The 15,202-nt window shown below is 49.8% G+C and carries 19 protein-coding genes; 15 read left to right on the top strand and 4 right to left on the bottom strand.

What is annotated here, in order from left to right; translation table 11 throughout:
* Positions 1-8 precede the first annotated feature (8 nt).
* From FND36_15550 to FND36_15520, 7 genes are read left to right on the top strand one after another with little or no spacing between them, the layout of a single operon-like run.
* Entirely contained in the window at positions 9-293 is a 285-nt protein-coding gene (locus FND36_15550; protein QDW75332.1) for a BMC domain-containing protein, read from the top strand.
* Between the two features lie 5 nt (positions 294-298).
* The gene (locus FND36_15545; protein QDW75331.1) at positions 299-898 is read left to right on the top strand and encodes a hypothetical protein; all 600 of its coding nucleotides are present in this window, start codon (positions 299-301) and stop codon (positions 896-898) included.
* A gap of 15 nt (positions 899-913) precedes the next feature.
* Positions 914-1,183, top strand: a complete 270-nt coding sequence (locus tag FND36_15540) for an ethanolamine utilization protein EutN (protein QDW75330.1) — start codon at positions 914-916, stop codon at positions 1,181-1,183.
* Between the two features lie 13 nt (positions 1,184-1,196).
* On the top strand, positions 1,197-1,496 hold the full coding sequence (locus FND36_15535; GenBank protein ID QDW75329.1) for an ethanolamine utilization protein EutN: 300 nt from the start codon (positions 1,197-1,199) through the stop codon (positions 1,494-1,496).
* Positions 1,475-2,608 carry an iron-containing alcohol dehydrogenase gene (locus tag FND36_15530; protein QDW75328.1) on the top strand — a complete coding sequence of 378 codons (1,134 nt, stop codon included), beginning with the start codon at positions 1,475-1,477 and terminating at the stop codon, positions 2,606-2,608. Before FND36_15535 ends, FND36_15530 begins: the two co-directional genes overlap by 22 nt.
* Before the next feature lie 2 nt (positions 2,609-2,610).
* Positions 2,611-4,029 carry a fucose isomerase gene (locus tag FND36_15525; protein ID QDW75327.1) on the top strand — a complete coding sequence of 473 codons (1,419 nt, stop codon included), beginning with the start codon at positions 2,611-2,613 and terminating at the stop codon, positions 4,027-4,029.
* 41 nt (positions 4,030-4,070) lie between these two features.
* A complete protein-coding gene (locus tag FND36_15520) occupies positions 4,071-5,165 on the top strand; it encodes a M24 family metallopeptidase (protein ID QDW75326.1) in 1,095 nt (364 codons plus the stop codon).
* A 50-nt stretch (positions 5,166-5,215) separates the two neighbouring features.
* Here the strand turns inward: FND36_15520 and FND36_15515 are convergent, their stop codons facing one another.
* The 4 genes from FND36_15515 to FND36_15500 all read right to left on the bottom strand — a co-directional run bounded on the left by FND36_15515 (position 5,216) and on the right by FND36_15500 (position 8,512).
* Positions 5,216-5,986, bottom strand: a complete 771-nt coding sequence (locus tag FND36_15515; protein QDW75325.1) for an SDR family oxidoreductase — start codon at positions 5,984-5,986, stop codon at positions 5,216-5,218.
* A 50-nt stretch (positions 5,987-6,036) separates the two neighbouring features.
* Positions 6,037-7,098: a 3-dehydroquinate synthase gene (aroB, locus tag FND36_15510; protein ID QDW75324.1), complete on the bottom strand. Its 1,062-nt coding sequence runs from the start codon at positions 7,096-7,098 to the stop codon at positions 6,037-6,039.
* A 23-nt stretch (positions 7,099-7,121) separates the two neighbouring features.
* Positions 7,122-8,135 carry a 3-deoxy-7-phosphoheptulonate synthase gene (aroF, locus tag FND36_15505; protein ID QDW75323.1) on the bottom strand — a complete coding sequence of 338 codons (1,014 nt, stop codon included), beginning with the start codon at positions 8,133-8,135 and terminating at the stop codon, positions 7,122-7,124.
* A 149-nt stretch (positions 8,136-8,284) separates the two neighbouring features.
* On the bottom strand, positions 8,285-8,512 hold the full coding sequence (locus FND36_15500) for a helix-turn-helix transcriptional regulator (GenBank protein QDW75322.1): 228 nt from the start codon (positions 8,510-8,512) through the stop codon (positions 8,285-8,287).
* A gap of 112 nt (positions 8,513-8,624) precedes the next feature.
* Between FND36_15500 and FND36_15495 the strand changes: the two genes are divergently transcribed.
* The 8 genes from FND36_15495 to FND36_15460 all read left to right on the top strand — a co-directional run bounded on the left by FND36_15495 (position 8,625) and on the right by FND36_15460 (position 15,194).
* Complete coding sequence (locus tag FND36_15495; GenBank protein ID QDW75321.1) at positions 8,625-8,990, top strand: hypothetical protein; 366 nt, start codon at positions 8,625-8,627, stop codon at positions 8,988-8,990.
* A 53-nt stretch (positions 8,991-9,043) separates the two neighbouring features.
* Positions 9,044-9,952, top strand: a complete 909-nt coding sequence (locus FND36_15490) for an LD-carboxypeptidase (protein QDW75320.1) — start codon at positions 9,044-9,046, stop codon at positions 9,950-9,952.
* Positions 9,953-10,017: 65 nt separating this feature from the next.
* Positions 10,018-11,118: a DUF3810 domain-containing protein gene (locus tag FND36_15485; GenBank protein ID QDW75319.1), complete on the top strand. Its 1,101-nt coding sequence runs from the start codon at positions 10,018-10,020 to the stop codon at positions 11,116-11,118.
* 56 nt (positions 11,119-11,174) lie between these two features.
* Positions 11,175-11,930 (top strand): proline reductase cluster protein PrdD, encoded by a 756-nt coding sequence (prdD, locus tag FND36_15480; protein QDW75318.1) that lies wholly within the window; start codon positions 11,175-11,177, stop codon positions 11,928-11,930.
* A 46-nt stretch (positions 11,931-11,976) separates the two neighbouring features.
* On the top strand, positions 11,977-12,468 hold the full coding sequence (locus FND36_15475; GenBank protein QDW75317.1) for a proline reductase: 492 nt from the start codon (positions 11,977-11,979) through the stop codon (positions 12,466-12,468).
* A gap of 9 nt (positions 12,469-12,477) precedes the next feature.
* Positions 12,478-13,110: a DUF1847 domain-containing protein gene (locus FND36_15470; protein ID QDW75316.1), complete on the top strand. Its 633-nt coding sequence runs from the start codon at positions 12,478-12,480 to the stop codon at positions 13,108-13,110.
* A 351-nt stretch (positions 13,111-13,461) separates the two neighbouring features.
* Positions 13,462-14,343, top strand: coding sequence for a sugar ABC transporter permease (locus tag FND36_15465; protein ID QDW75315.1), 882 nt, complete (start codon positions 13,462-13,464; stop codon positions 14,341-14,343).
* Positions 14,344-14,357: 14 nt separating this feature from the next.
* The gene (locus FND36_15460; protein QDW75314.1) at positions 14,358-15,194 is read left to right on the top strand and encodes a carbohydrate ABC transporter permease; all 837 of its coding nucleotides are present in this window, start codon (positions 14,358-14,360) and stop codon (positions 15,192-15,194) included.
* Positions 15,195-15,202: the final 8 nt, after the last annotated feature.

The raw sequence follows: 15,202 nt of genomic DNA, 5'->3' as shown, positions 1-15,202 counted from the left end.
AAAAGGAAATGGAAGCATTGGGAATGATCGAGACAAGAGGATTTGTAGGAGCTGTTGAGGCGGCAGATGCCATGGTAAAAGCGGCCAATGTCAGTCTGATCAACTACAAAACAGTAGGCGCCGGGCTGGTAACAGTGATGATCCGGGGAGATGTGGGAGCAGTAAAAGCAGCTACAGAAGCAGGGGCTTCCGCGGCAGAGAAGGTAGGGGAATTGGTTTCCGTACATGTGATTCCAAGGCCTCATTCAGATGTAGAGAAAATCCTTAATGACTTGAGAGAAAAAACGGAGTGATACCTTTGCAGACAAAAACGCTGCTTTTGGCGGAGACAACAAGAGAACAAAGCCTGCCCCCTCAGATGATCCTGCGGGCGGCAAAAGGGCTGGAGGCAGATCTTGCGCTTTTTGATACTTCCGGGATTTTAGAAGATATGGAAACATATCCGGGCTGCTCGGTGAGGAGCAGCCTTAAGCCAGAAGATGTCTGGCTGTATCAGGCAGGGATTTTTCTCAATCCAGGGCTTAAGACTTTATCAAAATTAGCTCATGTAATCATTGACGACAGACGTATGGAAGTACTGTATGAGTTCCTGGTGTGTGAAGAGCCTTTGTTTTTCCCTTGTATCCAAGACAACCCTTCTCTTTGGGGGCTGCCGGCAGGACTGCGGAAAAAGGCCGGAGATATTCTGGAGGAGCTTCAGGAAATGGGAGTACAGATTATCCGTACGCCGGCAGGAGGCCCCAAAGAGGTAAGCCAGATCCGTGATCTTCTCATTACGGAAGAGAAAGTGTCGGAGCTTTCGGGGAGCCAGGTATTGCAGATAAGGAAAGAGGCGGTCCTTACACCTTTAGCCCAAGACCTGATTCGAATCAGAAAGATCCAGGTGATTCGGAGATAAAGGGGAGGCGGACAGATGTTTTTTGGAAAAGTCGTGGGAACTATTGTAGCCACTCGAAAAGATATCCATCTGGAGGGAAGGAAACTCCTGATCGTACAGAGGACGGATAACCAAGGAAATCCTCAAGGGGATATGTTAGTGGCGGTGGACTATGTACAGGCAGGACGAGGAGATTTTGTCTATCTGGCAAAGAGTAAAGACGCCGGATTCCCAGTGCCGGAGCGTAATGCGCCTATTGATGCGGGGATTGTAGGGATTATTGATCATACAACGGTGATTCCCTGAAGGAGCAAATGGAATGTATATTGGAAAGGTGATCGGAACGGTAGTTTCGACCTGTAAGGAACAGAACCTGAAAGGGCTGAAGCTTCTGATCGTAAGAAATTTATTTGAGAAGGACCCGGATAAATCGGAGATTGCTGTGGATGCCGCCGGAGCAGGCGTAGGAGACTGCGTGCTGGTCACGATTGATGGCGGGGCGGCCCGGATGGCGGCAGGGGTGAAAGATGCGCCTATCAATAACGCAGTTATCGGAATTGTTGATCATCCGGAGATGTATCTGGAGGGAAAACAGGCATGCAGAAAACATACGAAATAGAGATGCCGCAGAGGACATACCTTGGCCCGGGATGCCTGGATAAGATTGCTGACGATATCAGGCGGTGGCGCGGGAGAAGCTGTCTGATCGTGACAGATGCTTTTCTTGCGGCGTCTAATGCGGGGACAAGAGTGAAAGAAGTAATTGAAAAGTCCGGAGCGCAGGCAGTTGTCTATGATGGGGTGTGCCCTAATCCAACTCTGGAAACAGTGACAAAGGGGGTCGAGTTACTGCTTCAGGCTAGAGCGGATCTGATCCTTTCTCTAGGCGGCGGAAGCGCCCATGACTGTGCGAAGGCAATGCGGCTGGTAGCCGCGCGCCAGGGAGGAAAAGAGGGCGGACCATATTTCCTGATCGCGGTCAACACAACGGCTGGGACTGGAAGTGAGGTCACCAAGTTTGCGATCATTACTGATGAGGCGAAGCACAGGAAATTGTCCTTGATCGACAGTCTGGTAGTGCCGGATGTCGCTGTCAACGACCCTCTTTTAATGATGGACATGCCAAAGCGATTGACAGCCCAGACCGGGATGGATGCTCTGACCCATGCGTTGGAATCTTATGTGTCTGCGGGCGCAAATCCATTTACCCGCGCAAATGCCAAAGAAGCGGTCCGGCTGATCGCGGCTTGGCTTCCCAAAGCTTATGAAGATGGGAAAAATCTGGAAGCCAGGGATGCAATGGCATATGCTGAATATCTTGCGGGATTGGCGTTTTCTAATTCAGGGCTTGGAATGGTACATGCTATGGCGCATCAGCTGGGAGGGCTTTATAATCTGCCGCACGGCTTGTGCAATGCGGTACTTCTGCCCCATGTGATCACATACAATCTTTCAGTATGTGGAGAGGAATACGCACAGATTATGGAATTAATCGCACCGGGAGAATTTGGAGGGACTGCTGTGAGGAGCAGGAGGCTAGTCCAGTATTTGAGGCGTCTGAATCAGAAGCTGGGTATCCCGGAAGTGTTGGAGGTGTCTGGGAAAAATGAGGATTTGGAAATCCTGATCAGGATGGCGCAGGAGGATCCTTCTATGAAATGCAATCCTAGACAGCCTGGGATGAAAGAATTGAAAGAAATCTATATAAATATTTTAAAATGGAGGTCATGAGTATGAAAAAAGTAGGATTTGGAGTAATCGTGTCAACTCGCGGTTTTTTTAATCCGCTGCTGGCATCGGCGGGACGTAAAGAGCTGCTGCAAAAGCTGGAGAACTTAGGGTATAGCACGGTATGTCTGGACGAGGAGACTACCCGGTACGGATTAGTGGAGACGAAGGAAGATGCGAAGAAATGTGCCAGATTGTTCCGGGAAAAGGAAGAAGAGATCCAAGGAATCATCGTGTGTCTGCCGAATTTCGGGGATGAAGTCGGCGTAGTAAGTGCCATTGATCAGGCGGATCTTGGCGTACCGGTGCTGGTGCAGGCATGCGATGATGAAAAGGATAAGATGGATCTGGCGGGAAGAAGAGATGCTTTCTGCGGGAAATTGTCAGTGTGTAATAATTTATATCAGTACGGAATTCCATTTACAGATACCACCTATCATACCTGCGCCATTAACAGTGATGTGTTTACAAAAGATATTGAGAATTTCGCAAAAATCTGCCGCATCGTAAGCGGGCTGAAAGGACTTCGCGTGGCGCAGATAGGAACTAGGCCAGCAGCCTTCCAGACAGTTCGCTATTCTGAGAAATTGCTGCAGAAGATTGGTGTACAGGTAATTCCGGTAGATATGGCTGAGATTATCTTCGCCGCGTTAAGCCAGGAGGAAAACGAAGAGGTAAGAGAGGTAGCTGGCCGTATACGAGCTTACGGGACACTGGAGGACGGAGTAGCAGATGAAAATGTGATCAAACAAGCCAAATTATACGTAACAATCAAGAAATGGATGAAGGAAAATGACTGCCAGGCAGGATCGCTCCAGTGTTGGGATGCGGTTCAAAAGAATTATGGATGCGCCACTTGTCTGACCATGAGTATGTTAGGCGAGGAAGGAATCCCTATGTCCTGTGAGGGAGATGTAATGGGCGCTGTAACCATGTACGCAATGTATCTGGCAAGCCTGTCACCGTCCGGCTATTTGGACTGGAACAACAGCTTTGGAGAGGATCGAAATATGTGTATCGGAATCCATTGCTCTAATTTTCCTAAATCTTTTATCAATGCTGATTTCACCATCGGAAGTCTGGATATCCTTGGTAATAGCCTTGGGAAGGAAAATTGTTTCGGCGCCTGTAAGGGAGTGATCGCTCCAGGCAGGATGACTTATGGGAAGATTTCTACCGATGACGGTAAAGGTGTTGTAAAGATGTATGTGGGAGAGGGCGAGTTTGTGGAGGATGCGATCGATACTCTGGGAGGTGTGGCCATTATCCGCGCGCCAGGACTCCAATCTATGATGCATTATATCTGCGCTAACGGCTATGAACATCATGTAGCTATGAACCGGGGCTGGAATGCGGATGTTTTAGAAGAAGCGCTGGGCAAATACCTGGGCGTAGAGGTCTATCATCATATTGAAGTTGATTAGAATGTCCCAGAAAGAGATCTTTTGGAATAGAAAGTGAGAATATGACAGATTTTGAAAAAAAGATTGGAAGAATCCGGCGGTTTTTAAAGGAGGAAACATATGAGGCCATGGTACTTGGCCGGCGGGACGATTTCTCTTGGCTGACAGGAGGCCGTGAGGGCGGCGTAGTGCTCTGCCAGGAACAGAGTTTCGTGTATCTGGTGATCACAGAGAGAGAAAAGATTGCGGTATCCATGCGGGCCGATGGGAAAAAGGCAGCAGGAGAGCTGTTAGAAGGAATGGATTTCCGTTTGGTGGAACTAGACTGGAAATCTCCAGGGAAAGAAAGCTATATTGAAACACTCCTGGAAGGGAGTAAATTTGTTTCAGATATCCCCTTGAAAGGAGGGACATTTGACCTGGAGGCCATCTATGAGCTGGAATATCCCATGACCGATCGGGAAGTGGAGCGCTACCGGGAACTGGGAGAACTTACAGAAATCATCTTATCGAAGGCAGCGCAGAAATTAAGACCAGGAATGACAGAGAACCAGCTGAAGAAAGAGTTCCTGAAGCTATGCGCTGAATATGGAGCAGAAGTGGATGTGCTGCTTCTTGGAAGTGATGAACGAATCAAGTCGTATCGCCATTGTACTCCTACAGATAAGAGGATTGAGAAGACAGTGCTCTTGTCACCTGTATTGCGGAAGTACGGACTCCACTCCAACACAGCAAGAATGTTCTGCCTGGGGAAAGCGCCGGAAAAGCTGAGGGAAACCTACGACATTGTAAATCAGATCCAGGCAGAGATCATTGCGGCCAGCGTAGAAGGAATTCCTTTCAGGGAGATCTTCAGCCTGCAGGAGCAGATGTACCGGGAATTGGGATATGAAAATGAGTGGATGGTTCATGCACACGGAGCACCGGTAGGATATATGCTGTCTGACGGCGGAGTGCTGTATCATCAGGAACGAAAAATGAAGAAAAATCAAGCGTACGAATGGTACGTGACGGTAACTGGCGCAAAGTCAGCAGAATTAGTGATGAACGTGGAGGGGACGCAGGAAATCTTGTCTGTTGCCGGAAAGTGGCCGGTAAAAAAATACGAGACGAAGAGCGGCGGAAGAATTGAGCTGCCGGAAGTGTTGGAGGTATAAATAGTTAATTGGGGCCGGGGGATTTTTAAAAATCCCCCGGCCCCGATTAACTATACCGTCGGAAATAGATCCAGCACCTGTCCGGTCATGACATCTGGAGCATCACAAAGGAGATACCGGATCGCTTTTGCCACGTCTGCGGCGCTGCCCATCTTGGCATTATCCTGGCCTACGTTATGGTTATATACCCGCTGACCCGGCGTATCTACCATGCCGGGAGCCACAGCGTTGGCCCGGATGCCGTATTCCTGTGTTTGGATGGCGGTTGTCTTTGTCAGAGTAACAATGCCGCCCTTGGCCACGGCGTAAGCGCCCATCTGGGAAGCGATACGTCCCATACGGGAGGATACGCTGACGATGTCGCCCTTTCTCTGACGGATCATGACGGGAACAACTTTATTGATGCATAAGAAGGGAATTTTCAGATTGGTTTTGATAATCTGATCCCACTGTGTTTCTGACCATTCCCAGATTTTGATGGCCTGCTGTTTTACTTTGTCGTAGATCTCAGAGGGATACCCGCCTGCGTTGTTGACCAGGATATCGATGCGTCCATACTTTTCTACCACAGTGTCCACCATGGACTGTACCTGAACTGCATCAGTCAAGTCTCTGGAGAGGGAAATGGCGGTTCCGCCTGCCTCTTGGATCAGTTCTACAGTTTTATCCAGATCTGTCTGAGTCCGGGCGACGGCTACGACTGTGGCGCCCTCCGCGGCCACGGCAAGAGCGGCTTCCCGGCCAATACCTTTTCCGGCGCCGGTGATGACGGCGATCTTTCCTTCTAATTTTTTCTCTGTATTCATCAAAGGATCCTCCATTTCTGATTGTTTATAGAGTTAGACGAAATATCCGCGCTGGATTGTTCTGCTTAAACCTTTCGAGTTTTGTCGGCGAAGAATCCCGCATCCGTAGGATAAATATAGCTGTCTCCGATCTCGTGGAGCAGGATCACATTCAAATGATTTCCCAGATTTTTCTTATCCAATGAAATCGCGCCCATCAGATCTCCCATGGAAAGACCGCAGGTGTGGGGCAGTCCATAAGTCTCAAGAAGGGAAAGGATCGAAGCGGCCGTGCCGGGAGAGGTCAGCCCCTTTTCTTCCGCGATCTTACTGATCTGATACATGCCGATGGCAACCGCCTCCCCGTGGCTTTCCCGTTCATAATGGAAATGCTGTTCGATGGTATGGGCCAGGGTATGACCGAAATTTAGGAGCATTCGTTCGCCGGTGTCAAACTGGTCCTGTTCTACCACCTGGCGTTTGATGTCTACACAGCGGTAAATGATATGGGAAAGATCCGGTTTTAAATCCGCAAAAGAGGAATGGCTGCCTAATATCTGGAATAAGCGGGCGTCCTTGATACAGCCGTACTTGATCACCTCGCCCATGCCGTCTTTCTGGAAACGTTCCGGCAGTGTGTCAAGCACGGAAGGATCGATCAGGACCAGGGAGGGCTGGAAGAAAGCGCCCACCAGATTCTTGCCCTGAGGCAGATCCACGGCCACTTTCCCGCCAACTGAGGAGTCCACCTGGGCCAGCAGGGAGGTAGGGATCTGTATGAGCTTCACGCCCCGGAGAAAGCTGGCCGCGGCAAATCCGGCCAGATCCCCGATCACGCCCCCTCCAAGGGCGATCACAAGGTCACTTCTGGAAATACCCGCCTGAAGGAGCGCCTCATAGATCCGGGGCAGAGACTGGAAATTTTTCGCGGTCTCCCCGTGGGGGAGAACCAGGGTGCGGCAGTCGTAAGCGCCGGAAAGCTGATTGAAAAGCTGCTGTCCATAGAGCGGGTAAACATTGTCGTCCGAGAGGATCATGATCCGTTTCCCTGGGAAAACATTCTTAATATAAGGAAGCGCCTGGGATAATATCCCATTTTCAATATAAATAGGGTAGCTTTTTTCTCCAAGATCAACAGTCAGTTCCATAGTAAATCTCCGTTTCCTTAATCCTATACTTGTTTCCCAACGACCTTTGCGATCTGTGTTACGTCCTGGATCAGATGCTCGTATTTCTCCGGTTTCAGAGACTGGGCTCCATCGCATAGGGCGCACTCGGGATTGTTGTGGACTTCTACCATCAGTCCGTCCGCCCCTGCCGCAATGGAAGCTTTGGACATGGAATCCACCAGCCACCACTTCCCGCCGGCATGGCTTGGATCTACGATCACTGGAAGGTGAGTCAGTTTGTGCAGTACCGGGATGCTCTGCAGATCCAGGGTATTGCGGGTATAGCTTTCAAAGGTACGGATCCCCCGTTCGCACAGGATGACATTTTCATTTCCGGAAGCCATAATATATTCCGCAGACATGATCCATTCGTCATAGGTGGCGTTTAAGCCTCGCTTCAGGAGGATCGGCCGGTCTACCTGTCCCAACTGTTTGAGAAGGTCAAAATTCTGCATGTTGCGGGCGCCGATCTGGATCAGATCTACCTTTTCATTGAAAATGTCCAGATACTCTGGAGACATCAGTTCCGTTACAATGGGAAGTCCAACCTCCTCTTTGACCTGGCATAAAATATCCAGCCCTTCCAGACCGAGTCCCTGGAAAGAATAAGGACTGGTCCGCGGCTTGAACGCGCCGCCCCGCAGGAGATTGGCCCCAGCGGCTTTCACGGACTTGGCGATCTCCATCACCTGGTCGATTGATTCTACAGAGCAGGGTCCCGCGATCAGTCCAAGATGGCCGTCTCCGATCTTGACGCCGGACACGTCTACTATAGAATTATCTGGATGGAATGCCCGGTTTGCCAGCTTATAGGGCTCCTGGACATGCATAACTTTATCTACATAGGGGTTGACCTCGAATAAGCGAGGATCGATGCGAGAAGTATCGCCGATACAGCCGATGATCGTCTGACCTGTACCTACAACGATATGGGTGTCCAGTCCACGCATTTTCACAAGCTGTTCTACACGGGCTACCTGTTCATTTGTTGAATTTGGCTTTAATACGATGATCATAAGAATATCCTCCATATTCGCACTGTAAAATTTTATCTGTTTAAAGTGCGAAAACTAAGGATATCTTAACGCCGGCGATAGAGTTTGTCAACAGTTTTGTATGAAAAAAGACATAAAAAGAAGGCGTCAGATGGAAGCCGCCTTCCTTATTATGTCTCTTCTTGTTCATCCTCTTTTTCAAGCCGCAGGATCTCGCCCACGTCACACTGCAGAAAATCACAGATTTTAGCAAGCGTGTTCAGATCGATCCGTGATACCTTGTTTTTGCAGTAATTATTCAATTGGGTACGCTGAAGTCTGCACGCGTAACAAAGCTGAGTCTTGCTGACGCCTTTTTCTGCCAGGACAGCTTCTATATTGATGATAATCTTGCTCATTTTCAACCCCACACCGCCTTTTCATCAGTATACCCAGATTGTGATTGAAAAAGTAGATGTATTAAATTACACTGTAAATAAATATAGTATAAATTAAAACAGGGAGAAAGCATTGAAAAAGCGGGGAAAAATAAAAGCGGCAGTTATTGTGCTGGCGGTGCTTTTGGGAGGCTTCTGCATTTGTGAGAGCAGGCCCATCCAGGTGTATAGTTCTTCTATTTTCACCAGCCAGGGAAGCGCCAGCATCCGACTCTGCGTGGTGGTAAACTCTCTTCTTCCAATTGACCGGAAACAGGTGGCGGAAGAGGTGGTCGAAGAAAATATCCGTATCAACGGCCCTAGGCCGGAGGCGGTCTATGAATTGGAAATCTACCGGACAGATTTTCATTACAGACATTATCTGATCTGGGATGTGATCTACTGCGATTCCAAAGGCAAGATTCTTCCGCCTCCGTTTGCGCGGGAGTCTGGAGAGTGATACAATAAAGCCAGAAATCTGTATAAATTAAATACGGGAAGGAAATTGCAAGTATGAAGAGTATTTATCCGAAACCGCTGCGGCCGGGGGATCGGATCTGCGTTATAGATCCGGCAAACGCGTTTACGGAAGAAGGTATGGAGGGAGCGCGTGAATATTTGGAGAAGAAAGGATTTGAAGTAACATTCTCCAAAGATATGGCCTTCCGTCATGGATCCCCGAAAGAACGAGCGTCCATATTTAACCAGGTGATCCGGGATGAGGAAAACAGAGGAATTTTCTGTATGTGGGGCGGGTATGGAACCATGACTCTGCTGGAGTATCTGGATTATGAGACGCTGGAAGCAAACAGGCCGGTATTCTCCGGATTCAGCGATAATACAGCGCTGCATATGGCGATCAGTCAAAAAACAAATCTGGTTACGTTTCATGGGCCCACTCTCTATAGCGTTAAGCGGCCGGCAACTCCAGAAGCGATGGAACTTTTTCTGGAAATGGCGGCGGAGCCGGAGCGTCCGAGGATTTTTGCCAATCTGGATGGGTCGGGTATGAAGGCGCTCCGGGAGGGCTGCGGCCAGGGGCGGATCACGGGAGGCAATCTGACCCTGATCAGCCGCCTGATGGGAACGCCCTGGGAGATTGACACCAAGGGAAAGATCCTGTTTATCGAAGAAGTAGGAGAACGGCCTTACCGTATCCACGGGATACTTACCCAGCTTGCCATGGCGGGGAAATTACAGGAGGCTGCGGGAGTCGTGGTAGGAGCCTTGACAGACTGTGATACGCCGGGGCGGCCGGGAAGCGCTCTCCAGCTTGCGCGGGAAGCGCTGGAAGCAGCGAGAGGTCCGGTAGCCTGCGGAGTAAACGCCGGACATATAGGAGATGCGCTTACAATCCCTATCAATACAGAGGCAAAATTGACGGTGACTGGAAATGATATCTGCTTTCAAACCATTTCCTGATATGCTAGAATAAAAATATAAGACAAGACGGGGAAAATAGAAGAAGAAACGGATAAGGAAAGCAGATGAAGAATCAGACAGCGGAGAAAAAGCGGATAAAACTTATCTTGACCGGAGTATTTCTTGGGCTGGGAATCCTGCTGGGAGCAGCGGCAAGAATGGTACCGGGATTCGGCCAATGGTACAGTACGCATATTTATCCTATTTTAGTGGGAGTGATCGGCCGGGCGGCAGGTCTGGCCCCCTTTTCTGTCTCGGAAATTCTGCTGTACATAGTACTTCTTTTGCTGTTGGGAAGCTTGGCGAGGCTGGTGTTTTGCAAGATGCGGGGAAGTGGCGCGCCGGGGGCTGGTCTGCGTTGGGTACGCAGCGTGGTCTTGGCGGGGGCGCTTCTGTTTTTCCTTTATATGATGAACTGCGGCGTCAATTATTACCGGGATTCTTTCGCGGAGAGCGCGGGAATCCAGGCAGATACATATACCGTCCAGGAGCTGGCCGAAGTGTGCGCCTGGCTGACTCAGGAAGTGAACCAATATGCCGGAGGGGTAGAACGGGATGACCAGGGGCTGATGGAGATGGAAGATCTGACGGATGCAAAGGCGGTGGAGGCGATGGAAGCTCTGGGCGAAGAGTATCCACAGCTTCGGGGATATTATCCCAGGCCCAAAGGACTTTTGAATCCCTGGATCTTGTCGGTGCAGAAGCTGACGGGCATCTATTCTCCCTTCACAATAGAAGCAAATTATAACACGGAGATGACAGACTATAATATTCCCTTTACCGCCTGCCATGAGCTGTCCCACCTCAGAGGATTTATGCAGGAGGAAGAGGCCAATTTTATTGCGTTTCTGGCCTGCCGCAAGTCGGAAGACCCCCAATTTCAATACAGCGGCAGTATGCTGGGATGGATCAACTGTATGAACGTGCTCTATGAGGCGGATTATGATACCTGGGAAGAGATCCACAGTCAGATCTTGCCCCAAGTAAAGGCGGATCTGCAGGCTAATAATGAGTTCTGGGATCAGTATGACGGACGGGTGGCGGAAGTGGCGGATCAGGTCAACGACAATTATCTGAAGGCCAACGGTCAGGAGGAAGGGGTGCAGAGCTATGACCGGATGGCGGATCTGATCGTGGCCTGGTACCTGGACCATGAAGCGAAATAAGAGTACGGGTTAGAGTGGATAGAAGACAAGAAAGCGAAAAAAGGAGGCGCAGGAATATGGAAACGGGCTCAAGACTTACGGTGCGTGCTTATCACGTGACGGATGTCAGTTACGGGGAGGAAAACAGGGTAACGGTGGACGGCCGTATGACGGTGTGCCAGGAGACGGCGCGGCGGATCCTGGCGGAAGAGCCGCTGATCAAAGAGATCAAGATCCGGATCATCCGGCCGGACGAGCATGAGCAGCATACCAACACCATCATGGATGTGATCCCTATTTCGACAAAAGTACTGGGCAAAGTGGGGGAGGGGATCACCCACACCCTGACGGGAGTTTATGTACTGCTGACAGGCATCGACGAAAGCGGCAGACAGGTCTGCAACTTTGGGGGAAGCGACGGGATCTTAAGAGAGAAGGTGGCCTGGGGACGGGCAGGAACACCTTTGGAGAGCGATCTTTTGATCTCTTTTGATGTAGTGCTAAGAGAAGGTACCTGGGCGGACCGTCCGGGACCGGATGCGGCTCACCGGGCCTGCGACCGTTTTTGCCAGATCTTCCGGGAGCAGATGAAGAAATTTAACGGTTATAAATGTACGGAAAAGCATGTGTTCCAGGAGACTTATGAGCCATGGCGCAAGGACGTTTACATTGTGAAAGAGGTGTCTGGCCAGGGGGCGGTTTATGATACCCGGATGTTTGGCCATGAACCCTGCGGGTTTGAAGGAGGACGCTCTGTGATCGACATGGGCTGCATGCCGGCGCTGGTGACCCCTAATGAGTTCCGGGACGGAGTCATGCGGGCTATGGATTAACTATGGATGAAGCGAGAGAGCGGCGTCAAAAAAGGAGGGAAATGCTGTGGGAATCGGAACAAGTATGAAGGAAACATCCCTGCATTATTATAGAGATCCTCTGGTGGAAGCAGTATCCGAGGACGGGGATGTGAATCTTCGGGGGATCATCATCGTAGGGTCTCCTGACGATAATGAGGATAAATATCTGTCGGCAGAACGAGTCGGCGTGAGCCTGGAGTGCGCCAGGGCGGACGGAGCGATTTTCTCCTGCAACGGGCTGGGGAATAATCATGTAGACTACGCTCATGCCATTGAGGCGGCAGAAGAAAGAGGGGTGCCGGTGGTGGCCCTCAGCATGGTGCCGGCCAAAGACTTTGTGGTACAAAATAGTCATCTTGCGGAGGATGTGGTATGTTACTACAAAGCCATGGAAAAGACAGGGGCGGCAGGAGACGAGACTACGGTGCTGGCGGAGAATACGGTAAATGAGCTGGACGCCAGGAAGGCGCTGGCCCGGCTGAAATTAAAGATGCGAAAGAATGAGGAAAAGGAGTAAAAAGAAACGATGAAACCAGAAGAAATGTCCTGTATCGACTGTACGGTCAAAAACTGCGACAAAGGAGATAAGACCTACCCGGCGTTCTGCCTGACCACCCACATGGATCAGGAAATCCTGCAGGATGCCCTGGCGTGTTACGCAGAAGAAGAAAACCATGCCGTGATGGTTGCCGCGGCGGAAGTGGAGTATGAACACTACTGCAAGTATACGCGGGTGGAAGAGATCATGGCCTTTGCCAAAAAGATCGGGGCGAAGAAGATCGGTATCGCCACCTGCGTGGGGCTTCTGAAAGAGAGCCGGACTTTGGCGGCGATTTTGCGGAAGCATGGCTTTGAGGTATATGGCGCGGCATGTAAAGTGGGAGCGGTGCCCAAAACGGAAGTAGGCATCCCGGAAGAATGCTGTCAGATCGGAAACCACATGTGCAACCCGATCTTGCAGGCAAAGCTCTTAAATGCGGCCAAGACAGATCTGAATGTGGTCATGGGACTTTGCGTGGGACATGACAGTCTCTTTTATAAGTATTCAGAAGCGCTGACCACTACAGGAGTGACGAAAGACCGGGTATTGGGACATAATCCGGCAGCAGCGCTGTATATGGCGGATGGCTATTATAAGAAGCTGATGGAAGAAGAGTAAAGAGCAAAATTTAAAGAAAGAGAGAAATAGGCAGTCTGGTTTTAAAAACAGGCTGCTTTTCTTTTTAACAATAAAGAAATTCTTTTGTTGATCTGCGGGACGTCTTTAATAATCCTGCGCTGAAAAAGGAGCAAAACTCCGTTTTTTCTTCCGCGAATCCCCGTGGTTGCCCAAAGTGAGAAACTGTGGGAATCCAATGGGGCAAAAATCCGGAGCAACGCTCCAGAGGCCCTGTTTCCAAGCCCTCCTGGTTTACAAACATTTAATATTGCCTTGAACTTTTATTAAAAGTCGGTTGTTATGATATATCCAGTCTTGCCAAAGCTTAAGTGAAAAGGAAGGATTGATATCATGACAAAGAAAATCCGATTGAAGAAAATAGGTACGGTCAGCGCGTTTGTACTTCCGGCGATGATCCCGCTGATCGTATTCTGGATTTACCCTATTCTCAGAACGGTATACATCAGCTTTACCGACTGGGACTATATGACGCCGGATTATAATTTCGTAGGTTTTCAGAACTTTCTCGATCTGTTCCAGGACAGCCGGTTCTACGATGCTCTGTGGAATACGGTGGTCTTCTGTCTGGGCACTCTGATCCCAACGATCGTGCTGGGACTTATGCTGGCCCTTCTCATGCAGAAGGCGTTTAAAGGAAGCGGGATCGTGAAGTTTATCTTATTCTCTCCTTGGATCACACCAACGGTAGCGATTTCTATCGTGTGGGTGTGGATCTATGACCCGGATACCGGAATCGCCAACGCAATCTTGAATTTCCTCCATCTCCCTTCGCTGGAGTGGATCAACAGCTCCGATACCGCAATGCTGGCGGTGATCATCGTGACCATCTGGAAAAGCCTTGGATATGCCATGATCTTCTATCTGTCCGCGCTGGAGAAGGTGCCAAAAGAACTGTATGAGGCCAGTTCTCTGGACGGGGCGAAAGGATGGCAGAGATTCCGGGATGTAACATTGCCGGGAGTATCTCCTACCACATTCTTTCTGTCTATTATTACAATGGTCAATTCTCTGCAGGCATACGATCAGATTCAGATCCTGACACAGGGAGGACCGTCTGGAAGCACCAGAACGCTTCTTTATATGTACTATCAGCTTGGGTTTGAAGAATTCAGCATGGGACAGGCAACAGCAGTGGCCATCGTGCTGATCCTGATCACGATAGTGCTCTCAGCAGTGCAGTTTACCGCATCCAAGAAATGGGTGCACTATTAGGAAGGAGGATCGTGATGAGTATAGGAAAAGCGTTAAGAGGCAGCGGGAAGGCAGTGATCCTTTTTATCTTCAGTGTGTTCACCATTTTCCCTTTTATCTGGATGATCATAAGCGCGCTGAAGACCAAACAGGAGATCATGGATGTGAGCCACTTTTTCCCAGAGACTTTCCAGTGGCAGAACTTTGTGAGCGTATTTACGGATTCACCTTTGATGCGGTATGTGGGAAACAGTTTGTTTGTGTCCGTGTTTACGCTGGTGATCCAGATCGTGACGGGAGCGATGATCGCTTACGCCATCGTATTTCTTACCTTTAAGGGACGTGCAATCCTGTTTGGGATCATCATGTGTACCTATATGGTTCCGACAGCGGCTACATACATACCCAGCTATATTATTCTATCTGACATGCAGCTGCTGGATACCTTTACAGGTCTGATCATCTCCAACTGTGTCAGCATATTCGGAATCTTCCTGCTGCGGCAGGCATTCATGCAGGTGCCCAAAGGCCTGATCGAGGCGGCCAGGATCGACGGGGCAAGTCATTGGAAGATCCTGTGGAAAGTGGTATGTCCGATTACGAAGTCTTCTTTTATTACGTTTGGACTGATGAACTTTATCACCTGTTACAACAATTATATGTGGCCATCCTTGATCACAGATTCTGATTCCAAGATGCTGGTATCCCAGGGCTTGCGCAAGTTCTTTATCGAAGGCGGAGCCTATGGGACAGAGTGGGCGATGGTCATGGCGGGAAGTACAGTGATCGTGCTGCCGCTTCTGATCCTGTTTGCGTTCACACAGAAATGGTTCATCAGCGGAATCGGCGGCGATACAGGAATGAAGGGATAAGGAGGAAT

This window comes from Lachnospiraceae bacterium KGMB03038 (assembly GCA_007361935.1).
Lineage (GTDB): Bacteria > Bacillota > Clostridia > Lachnospirales > Lachnospiraceae > Massilistercora.
This window is presented reverse-complemented; position numbering and strand designations above follow the sequence as displayed.

Coding starts and splice junctions, on each gene's coding strand:
- FND36_15485 (QDW75319.1), top strand. CDS start 10,018: ATGAAGAATCAGACAGCGGAGAAAAAGCGGATAAAACTTATCTTGACC.
- FND36_15460 (QDW75314.1), top strand. CDS start 14,358: ATGAGTATAGGAAAAGCGTTAAGAGGCAGCGGGAAGGCAGTGATCCTT.
- FND36_15470 (QDW75316.1), top strand. CDS start 12,478: ATGAAACCAGAAGAAATGTCCTGTATCGACTGTACGGTCAAAAACTGC.
- FND36_15515 (QDW75325.1), bottom strand. CDS start 5,986: ATGGAGGATCCTTTGATGAATACAGAGAAAAAATTAGAAGGAAAGATC.
- FND36_15540 (QDW75330.1), top strand. CDS start 914: ATGTTTTTTGGAAAAGTCGTGGGAACTATTGTAGCCACTCGAAAAGAT.
- FND36_15535 (QDW75329.1), top strand. CDS start 1,197: ATGTATATTGGAAAGGTGATCGGAACGGTAGTTTCGACCTGTAAGGAA.
- FND36_15530 (QDW75328.1), top strand. CDS start 1,475: ATGCAGAAAACATACGAAATAGAGATGCCGCAGAGGACATACCTTGGC.
- FND36_15520 (QDW75326.1), top strand. CDS start 4,071: ATGACAGATTTTGAAAAAAAGATTGGAAGAATCCGGCGGTTTTTAAAG.
- FND36_15465 (QDW75315.1), top strand. CDS start 13,462: ATGACAAAGAAAATCCGATTGAAGAAAATAGGTACGGTCAGCGCGTTT.
- FND36_15500 (QDW75322.1), bottom strand. CDS start 8,512: ATGAGCAAGATTATCATCAATATAGAAGCTGTCCTGGCAGAAAAAGGC.
- FND36_15550 (QDW75332.1), top strand. CDS start 9: ATGGAAGCATTGGGAATGATCGAGACAAGAGGATTTGTAGGAGCTGTT.
- aroF (QDW75323.1), bottom strand. CDS start 8,135: ATGATCATCGTATTAAAGCCAAATTCAACAAATGAACAGGTAGCCCGT.
- FND36_15525 (QDW75327.1), top strand. CDS start 2,611: ATGAAAAAAGTAGGATTTGGAGTAATCGTGTCAACTCGCGGTTTTTTT.
- prdD (QDW75318.1), top strand. CDS start 11,175: ATGGAAACGGGCTCAAGACTTACGGTGCGTGCTTATCACGTGACGGAT.
- FND36_15490 (QDW75320.1), top strand. CDS start 9,044: ATGAAGAGTATTTATCCGAAACCGCTGCGGCCGGGGGATCGGATCTGC.
- aroB (QDW75324.1), bottom strand. CDS start 7,098: ATGGAACTGACTGTTGATCTTGGAGAAAAAAGCTACCCTATTTATATT.